22 protein-coding genes are annotated in these 25,383 nt (G+C 70.5%); 11 read left to right on the top strand and 11 right to left on the bottom strand.

Annotation, left to right across the window (positions count from 1 at the left end; translation table 11 throughout):
• Positions 1 to 5: 5 nt before the first annotated feature.
• A complete protein-coding gene (locus ACZ69I_RS24305) occupies positions 6 to 896 on the top strand; it encodes a 2-hydroxy-3-oxopropionate reductase (protein WP_467678404.1) in 891 nt (296 codons plus the stop codon).
• Between the two features lie 234 nt (positions 897 to 1,130).
• The gene (locus ACZ69I_RS24300; protein ID WP_470834527.1) at positions 1,131 to 2,588 is read left to right on the top strand and encodes a catalase; all 1,458 of its coding nucleotides are present in this window, start codon (positions 1,131 to 1,133) and stop codon (positions 2,586 to 2,588) included.
• A 319-nt stretch (positions 2,589 to 2,907) separates the two neighbouring features.
• Here ACZ69I_RS24300 and ACZ69I_RS24295 read toward each other — a convergent pair whose 3' ends face one another.
• Both ACZ69I_RS24295 and gcl read right to left on the bottom strand, forming a co-directional pair.
• A complete protein-coding gene (locus tag ACZ69I_RS24295; RefSeq protein ID WP_470834526.1) occupies positions 2,908 to 4,164 on the bottom strand; it encodes a Shedu anti-phage system protein SduA domain-containing protein in 1,257 nt (418 codons plus the stop codon).
• Positions 4,165 to 4,265: 101 nt separating this feature from the next.
• Positions 4,266 to 6,053, bottom strand: a complete 1,788-nt coding sequence (gcl, locus tag ACZ69I_RS24290) for a glyoxylate carboligase (RefSeq protein WP_470834666.1) — start codon at positions 6,051 to 6,053, stop codon at positions 4,266 to 4,268.
• A 998-nt stretch (positions 6,054 to 7,051) separates the two neighbouring features.
• Between gcl and ACZ69I_RS24285 the strand changes: the two genes are divergently transcribed.
• Entirely contained in the window at positions 7,052 to 7,399 is a 348-nt protein-coding gene (locus ACZ69I_RS24285; protein WP_470834524.1) for a hypothetical protein, read from the top strand.
• On the opposite strand, the gene ACZ69I_RS24280 is transcribed toward ACZ69I_RS24285, so the two are convergent.
• Positions 7,359 to 8,573, bottom strand: coding sequence for an MFS transporter (locus tag ACZ69I_RS24280; protein WP_470834665.1), 1,215 nt, complete (start codon positions 8,571 to 8,573; stop codon positions 7,359 to 7,361). The two genes, ACZ69I_RS24285 and ACZ69I_RS24280, sit on opposite strands and share 41 nt — an antisense overlap.
• Before the next feature lie 356 nt (positions 8,574 to 8,929).
• Between ACZ69I_RS24280 and ACZ69I_RS24275 the strand changes: the two genes are divergently transcribed.
• Positions 8,930 to 9,586 carry a GNAT family N-acetyltransferase gene (locus ACZ69I_RS24275; protein WP_470834523.1) on the top strand — a complete coding sequence of 219 codons (657 nt, stop codon included), beginning with the start codon at positions 8,930 to 8,932 and terminating at the stop codon, positions 9,584 to 9,586.
• On the opposite strand, the gene ACZ69I_RS24270 is transcribed toward ACZ69I_RS24275, so the two are convergent.
• Both ACZ69I_RS24270 and ACZ69I_RS24265 read right to left on the bottom strand, forming a co-directional pair.
• A complete protein-coding gene (locus ACZ69I_RS24270) occupies positions 9,564 to 11,171 on the bottom strand; it encodes an AMP-binding protein (RefSeq protein ID WP_470834521.1) in 1,608 nt (535 codons plus the stop codon). The genes ACZ69I_RS24275 and ACZ69I_RS24270 overlap by 23 nt on opposite strands.
• A complete protein-coding gene (locus tag ACZ69I_RS24265) occupies positions 11,168 to 12,850 on the bottom strand; it encodes an AMP-binding protein (protein ID WP_467678713.1) in 1,683 nt (560 codons plus the stop codon). The genes ACZ69I_RS24270 and ACZ69I_RS24265 overlap by 4 nt, the downstream gene beginning before the upstream one ends.
• Positions 12,851 to 13,009: 159 nt before the next feature.
• Between ACZ69I_RS24265 and ACZ69I_RS24260 the strand changes: the two genes are divergently transcribed.
• Positions 13,010 to 13,846, top strand: a complete 837-nt coding sequence (locus tag ACZ69I_RS24260) for a LuxR C-terminal-related transcriptional regulator (protein ID WP_470834519.1) — start codon at positions 13,010 to 13,012, stop codon at positions 13,844 to 13,846.
• A gap of 32 nt (positions 13,847 to 13,878) precedes the next feature.
• On the opposite strand, the gene dmpI is transcribed toward ACZ69I_RS24260, so the two are convergent.
• From dmpI to ACZ69I_RS24240, 4 genes are all read right to left on the bottom strand, one after another.
• Positions 13,879 to 14,061, bottom strand: a complete 183-nt coding sequence (dmpI, locus tag ACZ69I_RS24255) for a 4-oxalocrotonate tautomerase DmpI (RefSeq protein ID WP_467678390.1) — start codon at positions 14,059 to 14,061, stop codon at positions 13,879 to 13,881.
• Between the two features lie 128 nt (positions 14,062 to 14,189).
• Positions 14,190 to 15,086 carry a LysR family transcriptional regulator gene (locus ACZ69I_RS24250; protein ID WP_470834517.1) on the bottom strand — a complete coding sequence of 299 codons (897 nt, stop codon included), beginning with the start codon at positions 15,084 to 15,086 and terminating at the stop codon, positions 14,190 to 14,192.
• Between the two features lie 23 nt (positions 15,087 to 15,109).
• Complete coding sequence (locus tag ACZ69I_RS24245) at positions 15,110 to 15,424, bottom strand: hypothetical protein (RefSeq protein ID WP_470834516.1); 315 nt, start codon at positions 15,422 to 15,424, stop codon at positions 15,110 to 15,112.
• Positions 15,415 to 15,921, bottom strand: a complete 507-nt coding sequence (locus ACZ69I_RS24240) for a carboxymuconolactone decarboxylase family protein (RefSeq protein WP_470834515.1) — start codon at positions 15,919 to 15,921, stop codon at positions 15,415 to 15,417. The genes ACZ69I_RS24245 and ACZ69I_RS24240 overlap by 10 nt, the downstream gene beginning before the upstream one ends.
• A gap of 298 nt (positions 15,922 to 16,219) precedes the next feature.
• Here ACZ69I_RS24240 and ACZ69I_RS24235 point away from each other — a divergent pair, with 298 nt between their 5' ends.
• On the top strand, positions 16,220 to 16,996 hold the full coding sequence (locus tag ACZ69I_RS24235; RefSeq protein WP_470834514.1) for an SDR family oxidoreductase: 777 nt from the start codon (positions 16,220 to 16,222) through the stop codon (positions 16,994 to 16,996).
• A 66-nt stretch (positions 16,997 to 17,062) separates the two neighbouring features.
• Here ACZ69I_RS24235 and ACZ69I_RS24230 read toward each other — a convergent pair whose 3' ends face one another.
• The gene (locus tag ACZ69I_RS24230; RefSeq protein WP_470834513.1) at positions 17,063 to 17,581 is read right to left on the bottom strand and encodes a cytidine/deoxycytidylate deaminase family protein; all 519 of its coding nucleotides are present in this window, start codon (positions 17,579 to 17,581) and stop codon (positions 17,063 to 17,065) included.
• Between the two features lie 77 nt (positions 17,582 to 17,658).
• Complete coding sequence (locus ACZ69I_RS24225; protein ID WP_470834512.1) at positions 17,659 to 18,948, bottom strand: winged helix DNA-binding domain-containing protein; 1,290 nt, start codon at positions 18,946 to 18,948, stop codon at positions 17,659 to 17,661.
• Between the two features lie 282 nt (positions 18,949 to 19,230).
• Between ACZ69I_RS24225 and ACZ69I_RS24220 the strand changes: the two genes are divergently transcribed.
• The 5 genes from ACZ69I_RS24220 (at position 19,231) to ACZ69I_RS24200 (ending at position 25,315) form a co-directional block, all read left to right on the top strand.
• Entirely contained in the window at positions 19,231 to 20,424 is a 1,194-nt protein-coding gene (locus tag ACZ69I_RS24220) for a magnesium and cobalt transport protein CorA (protein ID WP_470834511.1), read from the top strand.
• A 667-nt stretch (positions 20,425 to 21,091) separates the two neighbouring features.
• Positions 21,092 to 21,739 (top strand): alpha/beta hydrolase, encoded by a 648-nt coding sequence (locus tag ACZ69I_RS24215; RefSeq protein ID WP_470834509.1) that lies wholly within the window; start codon positions 21,092 to 21,094, stop codon positions 21,737 to 21,739.
• A complete protein-coding gene (locus ACZ69I_RS24210; protein ID WP_470834508.1) occupies positions 21,730 to 21,933 on the top strand; it encodes a hypothetical protein in 204 nt (67 codons plus the stop codon). The genes ACZ69I_RS24215 and ACZ69I_RS24210 overlap by 10 nt, the downstream gene beginning before the upstream one ends.
• Before the next feature lie 117 nt (positions 21,934 to 22,050).
• Positions 22,051 to 23,868 (top strand): stealth family protein, encoded by a 1,818-nt coding sequence (locus ACZ69I_RS24205; protein WP_470834507.1) that lies wholly within the window; start codon positions 22,051 to 22,053, stop codon positions 23,866 to 23,868.
• Positions 23,869 to 24,010: 142 nt separating this feature from the next.
• The gene (locus ACZ69I_RS24200) at positions 24,011 to 25,315 is read left to right on the top strand and encodes a phospholipase D-like domain-containing protein (protein ID WP_355805541.1); all 1,305 of its coding nucleotides are present in this window, start codon (positions 24,011 to 24,013) and stop codon (positions 25,313 to 25,315) included.
• Positions 25,316 to 25,383 lie beyond the last annotated feature (68 nt).

The raw sequence follows: 25,383 nt of genomic DNA, 5'->3' as shown, positions 1-25,383 counted from the left end.
CCCTCATGAGCAACCTTCCCAAGATCGCGTGGATCGGCCTCGGCATCATGGGCTCCCCCATGTCCGAGAACCTGATCAAGGCGGGTTACTCCGTCACCGGCTTCACCCTGGAGCAGGACAAGCTGGACCGCCTCGCCGCGGCCGGCGGCACCGCCGCGAAGTCCATCGCGGAGGCTGTCCGGGACGCCGATGTCGTGGTCACGATGGTGCCCGCGTCGCCGCAGGTCGAGGCCATCGCGTACGGTGCCGACGGCATCCTGGAGAACGCGAAGTCCGGCGCGCTGATCGTCGACATGTCCTCGATCACGCCGCAGACCTCCGTGGACCTGGCCAAGGCCGCCAAGGAGAAGGGCCTGCGCGTCCTGGACGCCCCGGTGTCCGGTGGCGAGGCCGGTGCCATCGAGGCCGTGCTCTCCATCATGGTCGGCGGTGAGCAGGCCGACTTCGACGAGGCCAAGCCGCTCCTGGAGGCCCTGGGCAAGACCATCGTGCTGTGCGGTCCGCACGGCTCGGGTCAGACCGTCAAGGCCGCCAACCAGCTCATCGTCGCCGTCAACATCCAGGCGTGCGCCGAGGCCGTGGTCTTCCTGGAGAAGTCCGGCGTGGACCTGAAGGCCGCGCTCGACGTCCTGAACGGCGGTCTCGCGGGCTCCACCGTGCTGACCCGCAAGAAGGACAACTTCCTGAACCGCGACTTCAAGCCCGGCTTCCGGATCGACCTGCACCACAAGGACATGGGCATCGTCACCGACGCCGCCCGCAACGTCGGTGCCGCCCTGCCGGTCGGCGCGGTCGTCGCCCAGCTCGTCGCCTCGCTGCGCACGCAGGGTGACGGCGGCCTGGACCACTCCGCCCTGCTGCGCTCCGTCGAGCGCCTCTCGGGCGCCGAGCTCTAGTCCGGAGCTCCCCCTGAACTTCCGGGCCGCGGCGGCGCTGACACCTGTCCTGTCGCGCCCAGGCGTCGCCGCGGTCCGGAACCCTCTGCCGTACCCCATGCCGTACTCCATGTCGTGGACACGGCCCACCCAAAAACTTCAACAAACTGTTGACGTAGCTGCTCAGGGGTCCATACGCTCCCGAACACCGTCTGCAGTTGAAGCAGTTCCGTACGGAAGGTCAACCTCGCCACCATGTCGAAGCGTGTGCTCACGACCGAGTCCGGCGCCCCCGTCGCCGACAATCAGAACTCCGCCACCGCCGGCGTCGGTGGCCCGATCCTCCTCCAGGACCAGCACCTCCTGGAGAAGCTGGCCCGCTTCAACCGTGAGCGCATCCCGGAGCGCGTCGTGCACGCCCGGGGCTCCGGCGCGTACGGCTACTTCGAGGTGACCGACGACGTCACGGGCTTCACCCACGCCGACTTCCTCGGCGAGATCGGCAAGCGCACCGAGGTCTTCCTGCGCTTCTCGACCGTGGCCGACAGCCTCGGCGGCGCGGACGCCGTCCGTGACCCGCGCGGCTTCGCGCTGAAGTTCTACACCGAAGAGGGCAACTACGACCTCGTCGGCAACAACACCCCGGTCTTCTTCATCAAGGACCCCATCAAGTTCCCCGACTTCATCCACTCGCAGAAGCGCGACCCCTTCACGGGCAAGCAGGAGCCGGACAACGTCTGGGACTTCTGGGCGCACGCCCCCGAGGCCACGCACCAGGTGACCTGGCTGATGGGCGACCGCGGCATCCCCGCCTCGTACCGTCACATGAACGGCTACGGCTCGCACACCTACCAGTGGACGAACGCCAAGGGCGAGGCCTTCTTCGTCAAGTACCACTTCAAGACCAACCAGGGCGTCCGCAGCCTCTCCGCCGACCAGGCCGCCGAGATCGCGGGCAAGGACGCCAACTCGCACCAGACGGACCTGCTCCAGGCCATCGAGCGGGGCGTGAACCCGTCCTGGACGCTGCACGTGCAGATCATGCCGGCGGCCGAGGCGGCGGACTACCGCTTCAACCCGTTCGACCTCACCAAGGTGTGGCCGCACGCGGACTACCCGCTGCAGCGCGTGGGCCGTCTGGTCCTGGACCGCAACCCCGACAACGTGTTCGCGGAGGTGGAGCAGGCCGCCTTCTCCCCGAACAACTTCGTTCCGGGCATTGGTCCCTCCCCCGACAAGATGCTCCAGGGCCGCCTGTTCGCCTACGCGGACGCGCACCGCTACCGCCTGGGCGTCAACCACACCCAGCTCGCCGTGAACGCCCCCAAGGCGACCAAGGCCGACAACTACGGCCGCGACGGCCTGATGGCGTCCAACGCCTACGGCCGCGACCGCAAGAACTACGAGCCCAACTCGTACGACGGCCCGGCCGAGACCGGCCAGCCGCTGTCCGCGCCGCTCGCCGTCGCCGGGTACACCGGCACGCACGCGGCCGCGACCCACACCAAGGACGACGACTTCTTCCAGGCGGGCGAGCTCTACCGCCTGATGTCCGAGGAGGAGAAGTCCCGTCTGGTGGCGAACATCGCCGGTGGCCTGTCCCAGGTCTCCCGCGACGACGTCATCGAGAAGAACCTCGCCCACTTCCACGCCGCCGACGCCGACTACGGCAAGCGCGTCGAGGCGGCCGTCCGCGCCCTGCGCGAGGACTGAGCGAGCAACTCCCAGGCTGCGCCGGTGAGTTGACGGGAGGTCGACCCACCGGCGCTGAGCCCGCGCCGTCGTCACGGACCCGGATGAGGGGTGGTACGTGACGATCGCGGGCAGGCAAGGTCCGCGGCGGCTCTGCGAGCCAGTGCGGTGGTGAAGGTCCGACGGCTTTCCTTCTCGACCTGAGGGAGGGAAACCCCCGGTCCATCGCAGCCGCCGCGGTCCCAGCCGATGCCCCCAGAGGGCTCACACAGACTCCGCCCGGCAGCACGTATGCATGTTCCGCCAGTCGCGCGCGGTCGGGCGGTCACCACGTAGAACCTCATGGCCAGAGCGCCGAGTACGGACGGTCCCGTACTCGGCGCTCTTCCGTGTCCGCGGGACCCGCGAGGGAAAGGCGGGCATTGTCGACGAGCTCCTTGTAGGTGAGGACCTCGACGCGGCTGACATGTGAATTGAACGTCCGCAGCGCCTCGTTGATCTCCTTCTCCGGCACGCCGGACTGCACGTCGGGGTGGCCGACCAGGACCAGGGCGCTCGCCCTGCGCGTCTCGATGCCGAACTCCTCGCGGATGCGGTCACGGTTCTCGTCGAGGCCCACCAGGTAGTTGACCGCTTGGCCCACGGCGTCGTGCACCTGGGCCGTCGGCACCCAGGCCCCCCGATGCTTCTTCACCAACGCGCCCTTCAGGCCCGTCGCGCGCTTCAGCTCCACGATGTGCAGGGAGCCGTCGCCGCGGAGCAGCGGGATGTCCAGCTCGTCGCCGGGCACGAGGCGGCGCTGGGTGAACTCGGCGACATAGCGGCCCCCGAAGATCCAGGGCTGGCCGTGGAGCACACGCTGCAGGTCGTGCTCGGACGCGCCGGGGTCCTCGACGACCTGTCGCAACTCCTCCAGGCCGGCCGAGCGGCGTCTCAACTCGGCGGCTTGCAGCACGAGTTGCCCCTCGCCATCGGCGGCGAGCAGAGCCACCGCCTCCGGGGAGGTGGTGATCCGCCGGGCCGCCTCGGCGGGGTCCTCGACGTCGATGCGGCCGTCGCGCAGGATGCGCTCCAGCCAGAGCGCCAGCTCCGCGCTGCCGCGCGGGACGACGTAGCGCCCCGGGCGGTCCGCCGGTGCCTCCAGGAACCGGGCGTCCCGCTCCAGGTCCCGCAGCCGGTCCGACAACTCCCGCGCCGACGCCCGCGGATGCGTGGCGAGATAGCTCTCGCAGGCATCCGCCGCCTGGGCGTAACCCGCCGCGACGACGCGCCCGATGCCCCCGTTGCCGGAGCGGCGCTCGCCGTCCCGGAACAGCCGCAGACGGTCGTCCAGCTCCGGCTTGAGGATGCGCCCTTCGGCGTAGTCCAGGGCGTCCTGCACGAGGCGTACGACCTGCCACTCCCCGGCCGCGGCCGCCTTGCTCCGGGCCTCCTCGAGCAGCCCGAGGAGCTTCTTGCCGCCCCGGATGTTCCCCCTCGGGTCCGAGCGCAGGTGCCTCGCCACGGCCGCCAGGCACTCCCCCGCGCCCGCGTCCGCTGCCGCCTCCGCGGCGATCTGTACCTGCTTCTCCAGCGTCGCGTCGGCTCTTGGTCGCATGCCCGCCAGTGTGCCGCCCGGCACTGACAACACCCCGGGTACGCCAAAGGGGCGGCCCACCCCCCACGGGTGGACCGCCCCTGTCTGTGGGGAGCCGTGTGTCAGACCTTCAGCGGGCGGATCGCCGTGGGCGCGTGGCCCGGCTCCGTGGCGATCTCCTCGAACTCCTTGACCGCGCTGATGTCGGCCGTAGGGCTCATGGAGATGTTCGTGATGCGCTCCAGGATCGCCTCGACGACGACCGGCACCCGGTGCTCCTGCGCGAGCTTCCTGGCCTGCTCGAAGGCCGTGCCGAGCTCCGCCGGGTCGGTCACGCGAATCGCCTTGCAGCCCAGGCCCTCGGCGACCTTGACGTGGTCGACGCCGTAGACGCCGAGCTCGGGGCTGTTCTGGTTCTCGAACTCCAGGTTGACCTGGAAGTTGATGTCCAGGCCGATCTGCGCCTGCCGGATCAGGCCGAGGTAGGCGTTGTTCACCAGGACGTGGACGTACGGGATGCGGTGCTGCGCACCGACCGCCAGCTCCTCGATCATGAACTGGAAGTCGTAGTCACCGGAGAGGGCGACGACCTGCGTGTCCGGGTCGGCCTTCGCGACGCCGAGCGCGGCGGGGATGGTCCAGCCGAGCGGGCCCGCCTGGCCGCAGTTGATCCAGTGGCGCGGCTTGTAGACGTGCAGCATCTGCGCGCCGGCGATCTGCGAGAGGCCGATCGTCGTGACGTAGCGCGTGTCCTTGCCGAACGCCTTGTTCATCTCCTCGTAGACGCGCTGCGGCTTCATGGGGATGTTGTCGAAGTGCGTGCGGCGCTGGAGGGTTTCCTTGCGCTCCAGATGCGAGGCGACCCACGCGGAGCGGTCGGGCAGCTTGCCGGCCGCCTTCAGCTCCTTGGCGACCTCGACGAAGAGTTCGAGGGCGACCTTGGCGTCGGAGGCGATCCCGTAGTCCGGGGCGAAGATCTTGCCGATCTGGGTCGGCTCGATGTCGACGTGCACGAACGTGCGGCCCTCGGTGTACACGTCCAGCGCGTAGCCGGTGTGACGGTTGGCCCAGCGGTTGCCGATGCCGAGGACGAAGTCCGACTCCAGGAACGTCGCGTTGCCGTACCGGTGGCCGGTCTGCTGGCCGACCATGCCCGCGTTGAGGTCGTGGTCGTCGGGGATGGTGCCCCAGCCCATCAGGGTCGGCACGACCGGGGTGTTGGTGAGCTCGGCGAACTCGACCAGGAGGTCGGACGCGTCGGCGTTGATGATGCCGCCGCCCGCGACGATCAGCGGACGCTCGGACTCGACGAGGAAGGTGATCGCCTTCTCGATCTGCGCGCGGGTCGCGGCGGGCTTGTAGACCGGCAGCGGCTCGTACGTCTCCGGGTCGAACTCGATCTCGGTCTGCTGGACGTCGATGGGCAGGTCGATGAGGACCGGGCCGGGACGGCCGGAGCGCATCAGGTGGAACGCCTGCTGGAAGACGCCGGGGACCTGCGCGGCCTCCAGGACCGTGACGGCCATCTTCGTGACCGACTTGGCGATCGTCGCGATGTCGACGGCCTGGAAGTCCTCCTTGTGCAGGAGGTGTGTCGGCGCCTGGCCGGTGATGCAGAGGATCGGGATCGAGTCGCCGATCGCGGAGTACAGACCGGTGATCATGTCGGTGCCCGCAGGGCCCGACGTACCGATGCAGACGCCGATGTTGCCCGGGTTGGCCCGGGTGTAGCCCTCGGCCATGTGCGAGGCGCCCTCGACGTGGCGGGCGAGGGTGTGGTCGATGCCACCGCCCTCCTTGAGCGCCTTGTAGAAGGGGTTGATCGCGGCGCCCGGCACACCGAACGCGTTGCCGACGCCTTCGCGCTTGAGGATCTCAACTGCCGCGCGGGCAGCGGTCATACGAGCCATGGGGTTCTCCTGCTTCGACAGCTTCGACAGCTCTTCGGCTGCCGGATTCGGCTGGCGGATCCGGCTCCCGTCGCGCCCCGCGGTGAGCTTCTGTTTCCGCATTGTGGAAATTTTGTTCTGCTATATGGAAGCAATGTAAGCGGGCACGCCGGAGACCGTCAAGAGAGACCGGGCGAACACCTCGTCGGAGCCCGGTTCACCCGTTGACCCAACTTGCCGCCGCCGGGCACCCCTTGGGTGGAGGATGAGGGGAGAGGCCAGGCGGAGGACCCGAGGACCCGAGGACCCGAGGGGTGGCGGGGTGGCGGGGTGTCCGCCCGGACGGACGGCACACGGTGGGCGGCCCACGGCAGGCGGTGGTGACGGTGACGGACGGTGGCACGCCGATACGGTGCCCGGACTGCCGGCGCGAGCATCTGTACGCTCCCCCGGCCTACCCCTGCGCGTGCGGCGCCCGGGTGACCCCGCCGGTGGCCAGGGACGCGGCGCCGGTCCCGGTCACGGACCGGACGTGGGCGGACGAGTGGGTCACGGTGCGCTGCGGGGCCTGCGGGCGCGGGGGTCAGTGGCCGCAGCCGGAGCTGGGCTGCGCGTGTGGGGCGATTCTTCGCATTCCCGTCATTCCGTCGAATGCGGGGGGTGATGGGTCCGAGCTGTCGGCTGGGGCTGCATCGCCGGGCGGGGCTGCATCGCCGGGCGGGGCTGCATCGCCGGGCGGGGCTGAGCTGTCGGGTGGGCCCGCGCCGTCGGGTGGGCCTGCATCGCCGGGTGGGCTCGCATCGCCGGGTGCGTCCGCGCCGTCGGGTGGGCCCGCGTCGCCGGGTGGGCCCGCATCGCCGGGTGCGTCCGCATCGCCGGGTCGGGCGGAGCCTCCGGGTCCGGCAGAGTCGCCGGGGCGGGCCGAGCCTCCGGGTAGGGCAGAGCCACCCGGTCGGGCGGAGTCTCCGCGCCCGCGCCCCGCCTTCCGCCCCGTCACGATCCGCGACGCCCACGACGCCGTGACCGTGGCCGCGCTCTACCTGCGGTGGCTCGGCTACCTCCATACACGCAGCGCCACCCGGCGCCCGCCCTCGGGGTCCCGGATCACCGCGCGCGGCGTGCTGGCGCAGGTGGAGCCCGGGCTGCGGCCCACCACTCTGCGGGACATCGAGTGTCTGTGGCTCACTGCCATGACGGAGGCGGGCGACACCCCCGTCACCTGCGTCTGCTTCTCCCTCGCCGGGTACACGGCCGGCGCCCGCGCCCGCGCGGACACCCTCGACGTGCCGCTGTTCACCATGGACCTGACCGGCACGCCTCAGCCGGTCAACGGCGCGGCGGACGACCTGGTCGCCGCCGGGGCGTGACGGCCGCCCGGCCCGCACCGCCCCGCAGATGCGCCAGGTGCGCCAGGTGCCGGGCGAGCGCCAGGACGGTCAGCAGTGCCACGAGCCCGCACACCCCCGGCCAGCCGAAGGCGCCGTAGGCCCGTACCGCGAGCCAGGAGCCGACGCTTCCGCCCAGGTAGGCGCAGGTCATGTACGCCGTGTTGAGGCGGGCGCGCGCCTCGTCGCTCAGCCCGAAGATCCGTACCTGGTTGGCGACCGTGCCCGACTGCATCGCCACGTCGAGCAGCAGCGATCCCACCCCGAGGGCGACGAGCCCCACCACCCCGCCGGAGCCACCGACGAAGAGGACGGCGGAGGCCACCAGGACAGCGAGCATGCAGACCAGATTGACCGCGTCGGAGCCCCGCCGGTCCACCTGCCGCCCCGCCACCGGCGTACAGATCATGGTCGCCGCGTTGACCAGGGCGAGCAGGCCGACCGCCGACGCGCCCATCCCGTACTCCGGGCCCGTGAGCAGCAGGGCGACACCCGTCCACAGGGCCGAGAAGCCGCCGAAGATCATCGCCTGGTAGAAGCCGGAACGCCGCAGGTCCGGCTCGGTGCGCAGGAGGCGGAACGACTCGGCGAGCAGCGCGGGGTAGCGCTGCCGGGACGGCGCCGTCGACCTCGGCAGCGCGCGGGCCAGGACGCACGCGAGGAGCAGGGCGACGGCCGACGTCATCAGGTACGGGGCGCGCCAGCCCAGCCACTCCCCCACCGCGCCGCCGAAGACGCGGGACAGCAGCATGCCGCCGATCGAGCCGCTCAGCAGGGTGCCCGCGACGGCTCCGCGGCGCTCCTCGGGCACGAGGCCCGCCGCCGTGGGCGCGATGACCTGGGCGATCACGGTGGTGACACCGACGAGGACGCTCGCCACGAGCAGCGGCGAGAGCCCGGGCGCGAGGCCCGCCCCGAGCAGGCTGAGCCCGGCGAGGGAGAGGAGCGTGACGATGAGCGGGCGGTACGGTATGCGGTCGCCGAGCGGCACCAGGAGGAAGATGCCGCCCGCGTATCCGAACTGGGTGGCCGTCACGACGAGCGCCGCGGTGTCGGCCGACACGCCCAGGCCGTCGGCGACCAACGGGCTGACGGCCTGGGGGAAGTAGACATTGCCGACGGCCACGCCACAGGTGACGGCGAGCAACAGCACCATGCCGCGGCTGAGGCCGGACGGTCCCGCGCCGCCGCCGACGTCGACCCCTCCGCCCCCTCCGCGCCCTTTGCCCGCCGATTCGGCCGCGGCCCCCGCCGAGCCATCCCCGGCCCCCGCCGACTCAGCCCCGGCTCCCGCCGATTCGGCCCCGGCCCCCGCCGATTCGGCCACCGCTCCTGCCGGGTCGGCCCCCACCGGATCGGCCCCCACCCCCACCGAGTCGATACCGGCCCTTTCCGGGTCACCGGCCTTGGACAGGTGCACACTCACCTCGCGTGATCGGCTGACGGACCGGCCCACGATCGCCGGTCGGCACCCCGCCGCACAAGCGGTTTTGGTCACGGCATACTCGGCCCATGCCCAACCCCGTGCTGCCCGGACCGACGACGCCCGGAACCCCGCTCATCCGTCCCGCCACCGCCGCCGACCTGCCCGCGCTCCAGGACATCGAGCGCGCCGCCGGTGAGCCCTTCCGTGCCCTCGGCATGGCCGCGATCGCGGACGACGAGCCGTTCGGCATCGAGGAGTTGGACCGTTTCCGTCGCGCGGGCCGGGCGTGGGTCGCCGCCGACGCGGACGGCCGCCCGGTCGCGTACCTGATCGGCGAGCCCTTGGCCGATTCCGTCGACGGGGAGCCCACCGACCCCGTGTTCCACATCGAGCAGGTCTCCGTGCACCCGCGCGCCGCCCGCCGCGGCGTCGGCCGCGCCCTGATCGAGCACGTCGCGCGGTGGGCCCGCGCGCGGGGAGCCGCCGCGCTGACGCTGACCACGTTCACCGATGTCCCGTGGAACGCCCCGTACTACGCCCGCATCGGCTTCCGCCCGCTCCCGGACGCCCGCCTCACCCCGGCGCTGCGCGGCATCCGCGCGCACGAGACGGAGCTCGGCCTCGACCGGTGGCCCCGCCTCTGCATGCGCCGCGACCTCGCCGAGGACGAGAATGAGGACAAGGACAAGGACAAGGACGAGGACGAGGACGAGGTCCGCGTCACTCCCCGTACCGCTCCCTGAGCTCGATCTTGCGCACCTTCCCCGAGACCGTCATGGGGAAGGAGTCCAGGATCCGCAGTCCGGTCGGGATCTTGTAGTGGGCCAACTGCCCCTCGCAGTACGCCCTGAGCTCGTCGAGCGTCAGTCCCGCGCCGGGGTCCCGCAGGATCACGCAGGCCAGCGGCGTCTCGCCGTAGCGCTCGTCGGGGACGCCCACCACCTGGACGTCGGCGATCCTCGGGTGGCCGTACAGGAACTCCTCGACCTCCCGGGGATAGATGTTCTCGCCGCCCCTGATGATCATGTCCTTGATGCGGCCGACGATCCGGACGTAGCCGTCCTCACGCATGACCGCGAGGTCGCCGGTGTGCATCCAGCGCCCGGCGTCGATGACCTCGCGGGTCCGTTCGGGCTCGTCCCAGTAGCCGAGCATCACGCCGTAGCCGCGGGTGCACAGCTCGCCGGACGTGCCGCGCGGCAGCGTCACGCCGGTCGCCGGGTCGACGACCTTCACCTCGACGTGCGGCAGGACGCGGCCGACCGTGCCCGTGCGGCGCTCCAGGTCGTCGGTGCGGCGCGTCTGGGTGGAGACGGGCGAGGTCTCCGTCATGCCGTAGCAGATGGACACCTCCTCCATGTGCATCTCGGCGACGACGCGCTTCATCACCTCGACGGGGCAGGGGGAGCCCGCCATGATGCCGGTGCGCAGCGAACTCAGGTCGTACGTCGCGAAGTCGGCGAGGTTCAGCTCCGCGATGAACATCGTCGGCACCCCGTACAGCGAGGTGCAGCGCTCCCGCTCGACGGCGTGCAGCGTGGCGACGGGGTCGAAGGACGGCGCCGGGATGACGATGCACGCGCCGTGCGAGGTGGCGCCGAGGTTGCCCATCACCATGCCGAAGCAGTGGTAGAAGGGCACGGGCAGACAGATCCGGTCCTGTTCGGTGTAGCCGACCGTACGGCCCACCCAGTAGCCGTTGTTGAGGATGTTGTGGTGGGAGAGCGTGGCTCCCTTGGGAAATCCGGTGGTGCCGGAGGTGTACTGGATGTTCACCGGCTCGTCGCAGCTCAACTCGGCCTCGCGTGCAGCAAGTTGCTCGTCCGTGACACCCCCCGCGGCGTCGAGGAGCACGTCCCAGGAACCGTCCCCGATGTAGTGCACGGCGCGCAGCCCGGGACAGCGGGGCCGCACCTCGTCGACGAGCGCGCGGTAGTCGCTGCTCTTGTGCACCTGCGTGGCGACCAGGACGGAGACGCCCGCCTGGTTGAGGACGAACTCCAACTCGTGGGCGCGGTAGGCCGGGTTGATGTTCACCATGACGGCGCCGATGCGCGCGGTCGCGTACTGCACGAGCACCCACTCGGCGCAGTTGACCGCCCAGATCCCGACGCGGTCCCCCTTGGCCACGCCGGAGCCGAGGAGCCCGCGCGCCACCCGCGCGACGGCGGCGCCGAACTCGGCGTACGTCCAGCGGGTGCCCGCGGCTACGTCGACGAGCGCGTCGCGGTCCGGCCAGGACCGGACGGCCCGGTCGAGGTTCTGCCCGATGGTGTCGCCGAGCAGGGGCGTGCGGCTCGTCCCGTGCGCGTAGGAGAGTTCGCTCACCGGAAGTCCTCCTCGCGGTACTCCGCGCCCGACCCGGCGGCGGTCGCCTCACGGAGCTCGACGCGCCGGATCTTGCCGGACACGGTCTTGGGCAGCGCGCCGAACTCCAGGCGGCGCAGCCGCTTGTACGGGGCGAGCACCGCACGGGAGTGCTCGAAGAGCGACCTGGCGGTGTCCGGGCCCGGTGCGAAACCCTCGGCGAGCACGACGTACGCCTTGGGGACGGCGAGCCGCACCGGGTCCGGCGCGGGCACCACGGCCGCCTCGGCCACCGCCTCGTGCTCCAGGAGCGCGCTCTCCAGCTCGAAGGGCGAGATCTTGTAGTCGGAGGCCTTGAAGACGTCGTCGGACCGCCCGACGTAGGTGATGTAGCCGTCGGCGTCGCGGGAGCCGATGTCGCCGGTGCGGTAGTAGCCGCCCGCCATGGCCTCCGCGGTGCGCTCGGGGTCGCCGTGGTAGCCGGCCATCAGGCCGACGGGGTCAGGGCCCAGGTCCAGGGAGATCTCCCCCTCCGCCGCACCCGGTTCGCCGGTCACCGGGTCGAGGAGCTCGACGGCGAAGCCGGGGGTGGGGCGGCCCATGGAGCCCGGCTTCAGCGGCTGTCCCGGCGAGTTGGCGACCTGGACGGCGGTCTCGGTCTGCCCGAACCCGTCGCGGATGGTGACGCCCCAGTCGCGCCGCACCTGCTCGATGACCTCGGGATTGAGCGGCTCACCGGCGGCGACGACTTCGCGCGGCGGGGTGCGCAGCTGGGTCAGGTCGGCCTGGATGAGCATGCGCCACACGGTGGGCGGCGCGCAGAAGGAGGTGACGCCCGCCCGGTCCATCTCCGCCATCAGCCGCCCGGCGTCGAAGCGGGAGTAGTTGTGGATGAAGACGGTGGCCTCGGCGTTCCACGGGGCGAAGAGGTTCGACCAGGCGTGCTTGGCCCAGCCGGGCGAGGAGATGTTCAGATGGACGTCGCCGGGCTTGAGGCCGATCCAGTACATCGTCGCCAAGTGGCCGACGGGGTACGACACATGGGTGTGCTCGACGAGCTTCGGGCGTGCGGTGGTGCCCGAGGTGAAGTAGAGCATCAGCGGGTCGTCGGCGAGGGTGACGCCGTCGGGCTCGAAGGCCTCGGGGGCGTCGTCGGCCCCGCCGTAGGAGAGCCAGCCCTCGCCGGAGGCTTCACCTCCGACGACGACCCGCGTGTAGTCGCCGGGCACGTCGTCGAACTTCGCGGTGTCCTCGGGGCGCACGACCACGTGCCGGGCGCGGCCCCGCTCGATGCGGTCGCGCAGGTCGGCGGGGCCGAGCAGCGGCGTCGCCGGGATGACGACGGCGCGCAGCTTCATCGCCGCGAGGGCGATCTCCCACAGCTCGACCTGATTGCCGAGCATCACCACGATGCGGTCACCGGCCCGGACGCCGTGCCCGCGCAGCCAGTTGGCGACCCGGTTCGAGCGGGCCGAGAGCCGCGCGAAGGAGTAGCGGTCCTCCCGGCCGTCCTCCTCCACGATGTGCAGCGCGGTCCGCCCGTTGCCGTCGGCGATGACGTCGAACCAGTCGAGGGCCCAGTTGAACCGTTCGGGCCGCGGCCAGGCGAAGCCTTCGTACGCGGCCGCGTAATCCTCTCTGTGCCGCAGGAGGAAGTCCCGTGCGGTACGGAACTGCTCCGTGGCGCTCGCCCCGGTCATCGTCATATGCACCCCTACTCGATCACGCGGACCCGCTCCGGCCGATCCGGCCGCCTCTGCCGCCGCACTCATTGCCGGACGCTACGTAACATCGTGTAATTCGTGATGCGGGTCTCACTACCCCCGGACGGGGGTGTCGCGGAAGGAAGGGGCGAACGGGTGGCGGACGACGGCGGCGAAGCCGTGGAGATACGGGCCGCTCTGCTGCGGCTGCGCCGCGGCACGGGGCTCCCGGTGGCGTTCGGCGGCCTGCTCGACACCGCGCGCCACGTGCGGATCGGCGAGCTGAGCGGCACGGGGACGCGCGCGCTGCACGGGCTCGCCATCTCGTCGGGCAACGGCCTGGGCGGCAAGGCGGTCGCCCTGTCCCGGCCGTGCGCGGTCACCGACTACCACGTGTCGCGGCACATCAGCCACGAGTACGACGCGGCGGTCGCCGCCGAGGGCCTGCGGTCCGTCCTCGCGGTGCCCGTCGTGGTGCGCCGCCAGGTGCGCGGTGTGCTGTACGGGGCGCTGCGCACGGCCCAGCCGCTCGGCGACCGGACGCTGTCGGCGGCGGTGGCGGCGGCCCGCGACGTGGAGCAGGCCCTCGTCGTGCGCGACGAGGTGTGTTCCCTCCTCGTGGCGGCCCGGGAGCCGGTGGCGGGCCACGGCGCGTGGGAAGAGGTCCGTGAGGCGCACGGTGCGCTCCGCGCCCTGGCGCCCCGCATCGTCGACCCGGCGCTGCGCGCCGAACTCCTGTCGGTCTGCGGCCGCCTGGAGTCGGCGACGACCGTCCCGGACCACGGCCGGAGCCGCCCCGTCTCGCTGGCCCCCCGTGAGCTGGACGTCCTGTCCTGCGTGGCCGCGGGCGTCACGAACGCGACGGCGGGCGAACGCCTCGGGCTGCGCCCGGAGACGGTGAAGGGCTATCTGCGCTCGGCCATGCGCAAGCTGGGCGTGCACACGCGCCTGGAGGCGGTGGTGGCGGCGCGCCGGGCGGGGCTGCTGCCGTAGCCCCGCCCGGCGGGTGCGTCGCCGCGGTCCGCCTACTTGTCGGCCGTCAGCGTGCCCGCCACGCCCCAGCTGTCCGCGGGCGTCTCGTGGATCCAGACGTGCACGCTGTCGGCCGGGATCCTGTACGCGTCCACGAACGCGTCGGTGATCTGCTTGACCAGCTCCCGCTTGAGCTCGATGTCGCGGGGACCCTGCTGGACGGTGACGATGGGCATGGCTGAACTCCCTTGCGTAGGGCCGGATACACCGGCGTCCCGCCCCGGAGCCAACCGGGGCGTTCGGTACGGCCCCAGTCCATCGCCGACGGGGGCCGCGACCAAGGGCCAGCCCGCGACCGCAGCGATCAGCGTTCGTGATCGCCGCAGGTCACCGGCGTCGCGGCCGTGCAGGCGGCGAGGAAGTGCGCGAGCTCGGGCGAGGGCTCGGCGGTCCGTACGGCGAGTCCCGTGGCGAGCGCGAGTCCCGGCGCGCGGAACGGCAGGAACGCCACCCGTGGACTGTGCAGCACGCGCGCGTGCGACGCGTACACGACCGTCCACTGCCGGGCGACCCCCGACCCGATCGTGGCGAGCCGGTCCTGCAGCGAACCGTCGGCAGGACCGGGCACCGGTGCGAACCCGGCGTCCCTGCAGGCCCCGACGACGAGGTCCACGAGGGCGGGGTTGTCGCGCCGCGCGGTGATGGCCAGCGGCAGCTCCGCGAGGTCGCCGAGCGCCACGTCGGACTCCGCGGCCAGCGGGTGCCCGGCCGGGACCACGGCGACCAGCGGGTCCTCCCACAACGGCACGATCCGCACGCCGGGCACGGCTTCCGTGGACCGTACGAAGGCGGCGTCGACCCGCCCGTCGACGACCTGCTCGACCCGCTCGCGCGCCCCGCCCGCCACCAGCTCCACCGGCACCCCCGGCGCCCGTACGGCGAACTCCGCGAGCACCCGGTCCAGGTGCTCCCCGAGTCCTGTGCTGGTGGCCAGCCGCAGTCCGGCGGGCGGGGCGACCGCGGCCCGCGCCCGCTCGGCGGCGGCGAGCACCGCCCGCGCCTCGGGCAGCAGCCGCTCCCCCGCACCGGTGAGCCGCACGTGGCGGGGCGAACGGTCGAAGAGCTCGGCGCCCAACTCCCGCTCCAGGCGCCGTATCTGCTGGCTGACCGCGGACTGGACGATGTGCAGCCGCTCGGCCGCACGCCCGAAGTGCAGCTCGTCGGCGACGGTCACGAAGTAGCTGAGCTGCCGCAGTTCCATGGCGGGAAGCCTAAGCGGAACCCTCAAGCGAGGCTGAGCGATGCCCGCGGGCGCTTCTTGTCCGGCTTGCCCACGTCCATCAGCGGAAGACGGTCCACGACGTGCACGGCCGCGGGGGCGTACAGGGCGCCCTCGTGGCTGGTGACGAACTCCCGAACGGTGCCCTCGACGAGCCGCGCGGCCCGCCCGGGCCCCGGCGCCCCGGCGGGTTCACCGGGTGCGGTGCCCCGGGGGCGCGGGGTGGATCGGGTGCGCCCCGTACGGGCCGGGACCCGTACGGGGCGCTCACGCTCACGCGGTTGCCTGCCGTCACCGCGTGCGGCCGGTGTCAGCTCCAAGGATCGCTGAAGGACCGCCCGGGCACCGGCTTGGCGACGAGCGCCACGGCGATGAAGAAGTTGACCTGCCCGATCGCGAACATCAGGGTGGCCAGCGCCTTGGCGTCGTAGTGCTCCGCGACCTCGGCGTACAGCGCGTCGGAGACCCGCTCACCGTCCGCCGACGGCTGGAGCACGGCTTCCACGAGCGCGAGCGCGGCCCGCTCCGCACCGGTGAAGTACGGCGAGTCCTGCCAGGACGCCACCGACGTGATCCGCTCCTCCGACGCCCCGCCGCTGCGCAGGAATCCGGTGTGCAGAACGGTCAGGTAGGTGCTGCCGACGATCTGGCCGGCGCGCAGCTGCACGAGACCGATCGTGGAACGGGGAACCGAACCGTTGCCGGTGACTTTGAACAGTGCGGCCGATACGTCCGCCAACTCGGGAACGAGCTGGGCGGGGTCTTCGGTCATCCGCGGAACCATCGGTACTTCAGCGGTAAGAGCACGTGTATCCATGGTCAACAACTCCTCAAGGTTTCAACGCTGTTGTCACTGCCCTGACGGAGCCCGGCGGGGAGATGTGACAGGCATACGAGAAATTGTTTCTCCGGGCCTGGGGCCGGTGGCTGGGGCCGGTGCCTGGGGCCGGTGGCTGGGGCCACCGTCGGACCGGAAGCCTCCCGTGGAAACGGGTCGGCCGATATTGGTCGGCCGATTCCTGTCACAGTTCCGCCGGGCCGCGCGTCATGGCAGTGAGCCGACAGCGCGCGCCGTCCCGAGGGGGCGCCTGTGGTCGAACGTCAGGGAGACAACGATGAAGACAACTGCCCCCATCCTGGTCACCGGAGGCACCGGCACGCTCGGCAGCCACGTCGTGCCGCTCCTGCGCGCGGCGGGCCACCCCGTCCGCGTCCTGACCCGGCACAGCCGCGAGCCCGCACCCGGGATCGAGTACCACGCCTGTGACCTGCTGCAAGGTGACAGCGACGCGCTCGACGCCGCGCTGGCGGGCGTCGAGACGGTGTTGCATCTCGCGGGCGGCCCCAAGGGCGACGACGAGGCGACCGCACACCTGGTGCGTGCCGCACGCGCGGCCGGTGTACGGCACCTCGTGTACATCTCCGTGATCGGCGCGGACCGCATCCCGCTGGCGTACTTCCGCGCGAAGCTGGGCGCGGAGCGCGCGGTGGCCGAATCGGGGATTCCGTGGACGACGCTGCGGGCGGCCCAGTTCCACGACCTGGCGCTGACGGTGGCACAGAAGATGGGGAAGCTGCCGGTCGTCCCGGCGCCGGGCGGGATGCGCTGGGAGCCGGTGGACGCCCGTGACGTGGCCGCCCGCCTGGTGGAGCTGACGCTGGGCGACCCGGCGGGCCTGGTCGCCGACCTCTCGGGCCCGGAGGTGTACGGCCTGGGCGAACTGGTGCGCCAGTACCTGGAGTCGACCGGCAAGCGCCGCCCCCTGATGCCGGTCCGCATGCCGGGAAAGGTCGGCCGCGCGTACCGGACCGGGGAGAACCTGGCCACGGCGGGCGCGACGGTGGGGACGCGTACGTGGGGGGCGTTCCTGGCGGAGCGGAAGGCGAGCTGAGGGGGGGCGGAACGCGGGGCCGGGCCTGAGCCTCGTTGATTGGCTGGCCCTGCCCTCCAGCCCGTCTCAGAGCAGGTGCTGATTCGGGGCCTTGGCGGCGTCGGCGTACTCGGACAGCTCGATGACGGTGACGCCGCTTGACGTGCCCTCGGCGTGGGGGCCCCGGTACGCGGTGACCAATCGCCGGATCCCGGCCTCGCGGATCAACTCGGCGCACGGCCGGACCCCCTGGCCACGCTCGGCGCACGGCCCGGCCGAGCTGTAGACCGTGGCCGTGGACAGTCGCGGGTCGCCGGGGGTGATCCGGGCGAGGGCGCTTTGGGCGGCATGCTCGTGGGGCTCGTTCTGCCGGGAGTAACCGCGGGCGAGTTCGGTGCCGTCGTCGGCGAGGACGACCACACCGGCGGAGAACTCCGTGCGCGAGGGCGGGCACTCGGTCGCGAGCCGGCAGGCCACCGCGAGCCAGGCGCGGTCGGCGGTGGTCGGCTCGGCCCCGGGGCCAGGACGTCCGCACGCGTTGGCGGGAGTGCTGGCGGGGGTAGCTTCGGGGTTGCTCTCGGGGGTGGTCTCGGGGGTGTTGGTCACCGGCTGTCCTTCCTGAAGGCGTACGGGGGCCGGGCATACCGCTGACTGCGTACCGCAGGAGTACCACGCTGCGACGCCTACTCCCCCGGGACGTCGTCGGCGTTGTCGCCTCCGTTGTCGTCTCCGTGGTTGTCTCCGTGGTTGTCTCCGTGGTCGACAACTGCCCCGAAGCGGATGTCGTACGACGACGAGGTCTCGGCGACGGTCGCCAGCATCCGCTCCGCCTCCCGCGTCAACTCGTCCCGCTGGGCCCGGCTCGGCCTCCCGAACGGCTCGATGGTGAGCACGGCGACCCCGCTCCTCGCGTCCTCCACAAGCCGCCACACTCCGGCCAGGAACCCGTCGAGGAGGAAGACGCGGTGCGCGAGGTTCCCCGTCCAGGTGCGGCCCTTGTACGCGGCGGGGACGACGCGGGTGCGGTCGGCGTGCGAGAGGAGGAGGTTGTCGTACTCGGGCAGGAAGCGGGGCGGGGCCGGGGTGTCCGGGTCGGGGCGGGGCGCGTCGGGCAGGTCGAAGAGTTCGACGCCGTTCTCGTCCCGGAACGTACGCAGCCGGGGCCGAAGCCGCTCGAAGACCTCCCGCATCCGGGTGAGGCGCGCCCAGGTCTGCATGTCCTTGACGGAGGCGGGCCCGAAGGCGGCGAGGTAGCGCAGGACGATGGTGTCGGGCGTGGGCGTGCCGTCTGCCTCAGCACGAGCGCGACGACTGTCATCGCCAGCGTCATGATGGCGCTCACCCTGCTCAGGATGCTCAGGATGCCCAGGATCGTCGAGCCACCGTCCGACGGTGGTGAGGGCGACCTGCCCGCCGCGCCGCCACAGCCCGCGCGGGGTGACCTGCACGAGCGGGAGGGAGCACCGGGCGGCGACGGCGAGGGACTGCGGGTCGGCGTCGGGCCACCGGACGAGCAGCACCTCGCGGAGCTGCCTCATCGTGCGGGGCTCCGCCTCGACGGCCTCGCGGGCGATCTCCGCGAGCTCGGCGAGGTCGACGCCGACGAGGCCTTTGCGGAACGCCGAGAGCTCGCGTTCGGGGGCGACCTGCACGAGCGGTCGCAGGGTGCGGGCATCCTCGGCGGTGTGCAGATGGATGGTGGAGCGCAGGGTGACCATGCGGACCAGCTGACGCGACTCCAGGAGCGCGGAGAGCCCGGCGGGGTCGAACTCCGCGAGGCGCGCGGCGAGGGCGTAGTACGGCGGCTTGACGTTCTGCGCCTGCAGACCGACGAGGTGGGCGACGGCGTCCTTGACGGACAGGTCACGGGACCGACGCAGGAGGAGCTGCCGGTCGAGGGTGGCTCGATTGAGGGCACGCGCGCCCAGTACGGGGGCGGTGCGCGCCGGGGACCGGGTCGTCGTCTTGGTCATGGACGGCACGCTAGCGGGACTTGCGGACAGAAACGGTCCGCGACCTGGACACTCGGGAGAGGGCGAGCGGATCTCTCTCCCCCTCTCCCCCCGGAGACGACTCAGCCGACAGCCCCGACACCCCGTGGACGTACCAGCCACCCCCGAGGCACCACACCCCACCTATCCTGCTCGGTGACTGCTCCGCACTGCGGACCGCCCGGGCAACCGGACGACCAATCGAAACTCTCGACTTTCGACACTCTCGACATCTCGACATCTCGAACAGAGGAGGCGGCGAGCATGGCGGAGCGCCGAGCCCGCCCGACACAGCCACCCGCGAAGAAGCACGGGTGGCGGCGGATGACACGTCCCCCGGCGACCCCGTCCGCCAAGACGCCCGAGGACTCCGACGGCTCCCGGAACGCGGAGCCGATCCCGGGAGCCCCGGAAACCACCGCCCGCACGAACGCGGACACCGTCGTCCAGGCGGCGCTGTACCGCGACGGCGTCCGCGTGGCGACGCCCACCTCTCTGGCGGACACCTTCCGTGAGCTGCGCGACCAGCCGGACGACGGCATGGCGTGGATCGGCCTGGCCCGCCCGACGGAGGCCGAACTCATCTCCCTGGCCGCCGAGTTCGACCTGCACGAGCTGGCCGTCGAGGACGCCATGGAGGCCCACCAGCGCCCGAAACTGGAACGCTACGGCGAAACACTCTTCGTCGTCCTGCGCGCCGCCCGCTACCTCGACGCCCCCGAGGAGGTCGACTTCGGCGAACTGCACGTCTTCGTCGGCCCCGACTTCGTCATCACGGTCCGGCACGGCGCGGCCCCCGACCTCTCGGCGGTCCGCCGCCGCATGGAGGACTCCCCCGACCTCCTCAAACTCGGCCCCGAAGCGGTGCTCTACGCGATCCTCGACGCGGTGGTCGACGGCTACGCCCCGGTCGTCTCCGGCGTCCAGAACGACATCGACGAGATCGAGACCGAGGTCTTCAGGGGCGACCCCGAGGTGTCCCGCCGCATCTACGAACTCTCCCGGGAAATGGTCGAGTTCCAACGTGCCACCCGCCCCCTGGTCGGCATGCTGCACGCCCTGATGGCAGGCTTCGCGAAGTACGGCACGGACGAGGAACTCCAGCGCTACCTGCGCGACGTGGCCGACCACGTCACCCACACCAGCGAACGAGTGGACGGCTTCCGCCAGGCCCTGACCGACATCCTCACGGTCAACGCGACCCTGGTTACGCAGCAACAGAACGCGGAGATGCGAGCGCTGGCGGAGGCAGGCTTCGAACAGAACGAGGAAATCAAGAAGATCTCGTCGTGGGCGGCGATCCTCTTCGCCCCCACACTGGTCGGCACGATCTACGGCATGAACTTCGAGAGGATGCCCGAGCTGAGCTGGAGCCTCGGATATCCCTTCGCGGTGGGCTTGATGGGGGTTGTCTGTACGGGTTTGTTCGTGATTTTCAAGCGGCGGGACTGGCTGTAGAGGCGAACCGACCCCACTTGTACCGTGTACGCGGTTTGCTACTGCACCTCATCACAAACCCCCGATGGCCTGGGGCGGACCGACGCCGTGACCGAGTGTGGTCGTTTCTCCTTCCTGCCGGAACAGCGCGTCACCCCCCCCAATGCAGGTGAATCGCCTTATCCACACCGCCATTTCGCGCGGCCGGCACGACCACGGCCTGCAGGAACGTGTCGTAGCCCCACGCCGAGCGGCTCTCGCTCGCCGCCCGGCACCTGACACGATGCCCCGGAGGAGCCACCCGGGGCCGTCACACCCCAGCATTCCGGTGGTCGCCCGGGAGATCTCGAAGACCCCTTTGCCGCTGCCAAGGACCACGCGCACCAAACCGGCCCGCACCGCCCCGTTCAGCGTCGCCTGCGGCTCCGCGATGATCGTGTCGGTCACGCCGTCTCGGTTGAAATCGAAAGAACAGGATCACCTCCTGCTGGTCAAATTGTGAGCAAGGCGGACAAATTGCAAAATTACGCTTGACGGACCATCAGCCCGAAGCACATAGTTTCTTCACCGCGAACTCGCAGGCTGTTCGCGTTTTCGGCACTCCAGAGGATGCCGAAAAGGTTCGCAAGGGGGCGAACCGGCGAATTTTGCAGGTCGCCTGCTCGGGGGCCGAGGGGACGCAAAGCCTGTGGAACGCCTGTGGGTGCGCCTAGTTGCGTATGCGGCAATTGTCGCGGCTTTGCTAGTTCTTGACGTGTACCCCAGCGCCGCCGCAGAGCGCAGCGAAGCGACCGATTCGTACGGGTCACGCGCCCGGCAAGAACTCGACGTCTATCGGAGTACCTCGAACTCGAGCCAGCCGGGAATTGCCATCCTGCACGGCGGCTACTGGTACGAGAACTCCGGCTGGGCCACTTGGTCGCGCTACTTCGCCGACCAGGGATGCGCCGTCTCGTCCATCGACAATCGGCTGAATTTCGACGCCGCCTGGCCCACTCCGAGGACCGACGCCATCTCCGCCATCGACTGGATCAGGGGCAACGCCCCGCAGTTCGACCTCGACCCGGACCGGCTCGTCGTCCTCGGCTCCTCGGCCGGTGGCCGGATCGCAAGTCGCTCGCCACCTACGGGGTCGGCGGCGGTCGCGTCAGTGAAGGCGTCGCCCTGTCGCCGGTCGCCTCGCCCTACCGGGCGTGTAACGACGGCAATCACGACACCGGCACGGCCAAGCAGCGCAAGGTCCGCGACAGCGCCACCATCCTCGTCCGCTGCTTCCCCGACTCCACCGACACCAGGACCTCGCTGCGTGCGGCCTACGGCGCCGCCATGTACCTGATCCACTCCGAAGGCGACTTCGTGCCCATGCAGCACTCCCTCGACCTGGAGGAAGCCGAGGAAGTCGGCCACTACATGCCCACCGACGGCGTCACGGACGAGACGGTCGCCGACAGCCGTGCCCACGGCGGCGCCCTCCTCGGCATCCCCGGCATGCCGGACAAGATCCTCGCGTGGATCGAGGCCGACCTCTGACCTCCCGGAGGACAAGACCGCAACACCGGCGACCAATCTGACCCAGCAGGTGCCGTCACGCCGACGGCTCGACGGGGTGGCACCCGCACCGGCCACCACCCCAGGCAGGAAACCCTTATGCCCCCCCGCATCCATCGACTCGCCGACCGTCTGATGCCCGGGCGCGCCCGCGCCCGCGAGGAACAGGCCGCACGAGCCAAAGCTACACAGGCCGCCGAAGCGGCCCGAAGACAACAGCAGAAGATCGCGGATCGGCGACACACCCTGCTGGAGTCGGACACCACGGTGCGCACCATCCTCTTCGAGGGCCGCACCTACTACGGCCGTACCGTCGACCGGTTCACCGCAGCCGGCGCCAGCGCCCACAACCTCGCCCTCATCGCCGACGCCCTGGAGCAGACCGGAATCGACTTCTTCCTCGTCCCCGGCCGCTCTCGCACCCGCCACGTGGTCGCCGTGCGCCGCGCCGACCGCAAGAAGCTCCTCGACGCCCTGCGGGCCGCCTACGGGACCAGCCCGCTGTACGCGCTCAGGCCCACCCGTCACCCCCTACCGGACGATGCGGTTCTGTACGCCGACGGCTCCCTGCCCACCACGCTCAAGCGGCAGGACATCATCCGCTTCGGCGAAATCCTGCTCGGTCCGCACGGGCAAGTGCTCGCGGACCTCACCTACGGCTGCGACGTCGAGTTCTGGCAGGACGGCCAGCGGCTGCTGGACGACGACCGCGGCGCCACTCGCATCGAGGCTCTGCGCACCCAGGCACCGCCCGCGGTGCTCGCCGACGCTCTGGTCGCACCGCGCTCCAACGCGGTCACCGACGTACTGCCCTCGGTCGCTCGCACCACGGCCGTCCGCACCATCGAGCGCCGCGACTACCCGACATACGAGAGCCTCACCCAGCTCCGCATCGACGCCGCCAACTTCCCCATCGACCTCGTCTACACCTGGGTCGACGGCTCCGACCCCGACCTCACGGCCCGACGCGAATCCTTCCGCACCGGGCCCGACGCCCCACGCATCCACGCGCGCGAGACCGGCACCTCCCGCTACACCAGCCGGAACGAGCTCAAGTACTCCCTGCGCTCGGTGGAGATGTACGCCCCATTCATTCGGAACATCTACCTGGTCACCGACGGCCAGAGGCCCGACTGGCTCGCCCCGCACGCACCCGGCATCCAGGTCATCGACCACAAGGACATCTTCGCTGATCCGACCGCGCTTCCCGTCTTCAACTCCCACGCCATCGAAACCCAGCTGCACCACATACCGGGCCTGTCAGAGCACTACCTCTACCTCAACGACGACGTCTTCTTCACCCGCCCGGCCACCGCCGGACAGTTCTTCCACGGCAACGGCATCGCCAAGCTCCCCTTCTCTCCCTTCCAGCTCGGCGTCGACGCCCCTCACCCCGACGAACCCGCACCGAACTCGGCGGGAAAGAACGTCCGCCAGCTGATGCAGAAGACCCACAGCCGCTTCACCGTCTCCAAGTTCAAACACACCCCGCATCCTCAACTTCGCAGTGTGTTAACCGAGTTGGAAGAACTCTTCACAGAGGACGTGCAGCGGACAAGCCGGTCCCGGTTCCGTGCCACGACGGACATCGCCATGGCAAACTCGTTGCACCACCACCACGCCTACCTCACAGGACGCGCCGTACCCGGCACGTTCAAACTGCGCTACATCGACGTAGGCAAGCCGGGCCTAGCTGCGGCTCTCGACGAGTTCCAGCCGGGGCACCCACACGATTTTCTGTGCCTCAACGACGTCAACACCGCCGCCCCTGAGCTGGAGCGCGTAGCGGGCGCCCTCCGCGACTTCTTGGAGAGTCAATTCCCATTCGCCAGTCGCTGGGAAACGCCCAACACGCAGGGCTCTCCGCTGGTTCCAGGCTCACTTATCCGAGGGCGTGTTCAACCGGACGGTGACTAGGCAGCCCGCCACACCAACCAGGGTTAACAGGCCGGTACCGCTAGGTCCTCCACCTGGCGACCTCTGAGTACCACTCACTGCTCGATCAACACAGCAACACCCCTGTTTTGTCACCGTCAACAGCCCAGCAGGAGGCCCATCCATGAAGCGAACACTCACGTTGATCACCGCGCTTGCCATGACCGCGCTGTCGCCGACTACGGCGCACGCGGCAGTCAAACGGGCCAAACCTCCAATCAGCTGCGAGTCGCGGACGTTCACCTCAAAACCGGGACCGAGCTTCAGCGATCCGGAGGATGCCAATGCCCGGATGAACGTCATGGGTCCGATCATCGAATCGATAAACAGCGCCGGTTGCGGGCAGACCATACGCGTCGCCATGTATTCGATAGGAAGCACGAACCCGGGCCCGGAATTCGCGAGTGCCCTGATCGCCGCACACCAGCGTGGCGTCATCGTCAAGGCGCTGATGGACTCCCACAGCGACAACGCGACCTGGCAGTCGATGGTCAGCGAGCTGGGCAACGACCCACAAGCCGAAAGCTTCGCCGCGCTGTGCCCGGGCGGCTGTCTGACCCACTTCTCCGGCTCCGCCCTGCACGCGAAGTACTACATGCTCAGTGGCGGCAGCGACGCAAACAGAACGGTGACCGTCAGCAGCGCCAACCCCACCTCCGCCCAGGCCAACACCGCGTGGAACAGTGCCGCCACCGTCAAGGGCAACGTCGACCTGTACAACTCCTATCTCCGCTACTTCACAGCCATGTCCAAGGGGGCACTCAACGGCCCGGGCCCGCTGGCGCCCGACTATTACAACTCCGACAGCGGTCTGGCGGCCCGAAAGCTGTATCCAGCCTCCTATCAGTGGCCCAAGGCGCGCGACAGAAGCGACACCTGGGTCGACTTCCTGAACAACGTCAAGGCGCCGGCCACGATCAACATCGCCATGTTCGAGTGGACCTCTCACGGCGAACCTGGCGACCGGAACTATCTGGAGCTGCCGAAGAAGCTGGTCAGCCTGGCAAAAACTGGCGTAAAAATCCACATACTCGTCACCGCCGGCATGGTTGATGACAGCGTGCAGGACTACCTGAAGGACCGGCCGAATATCAAGGTGCACGACACCACCCGCGGCACCGACGCGAACGGCAACGCCCTGCATTACACCCACGACAAATACATGCTGGTCAGCGGCGGTTACGCGAGTGCGTCCGACACCAGAATCGTGTTCGTCGGCTCCTCGAACTGGACGAGCAACGGCATCTGGCACAACGACGAGTCGGACCTGCAATTCATCGGCCAGTCCGACTACGACGCGTTCATGACGGACTGGCAGAGTCAGTTCAACCGCTGCTGTGGAACCAGGGCGCGGCAGTTGGGTGCCGAGGAGCGCGCCGAGAGTACGGCACGCGAGATTCCCATCGATCCTCGGCAGGCCCAGGAGTAGGCAGAGTGGGCTGTGACGCAGCTAGCTGTTCGACTGGTTCTCTGACCTGAGGCCGAGCGTCCAATGGC

This window comes from Streptomyces sp. NPDC036815, from assembly GCF_055609205.1.
This window is presented reverse-complemented; position numbering and strand designations above follow the sequence as displayed.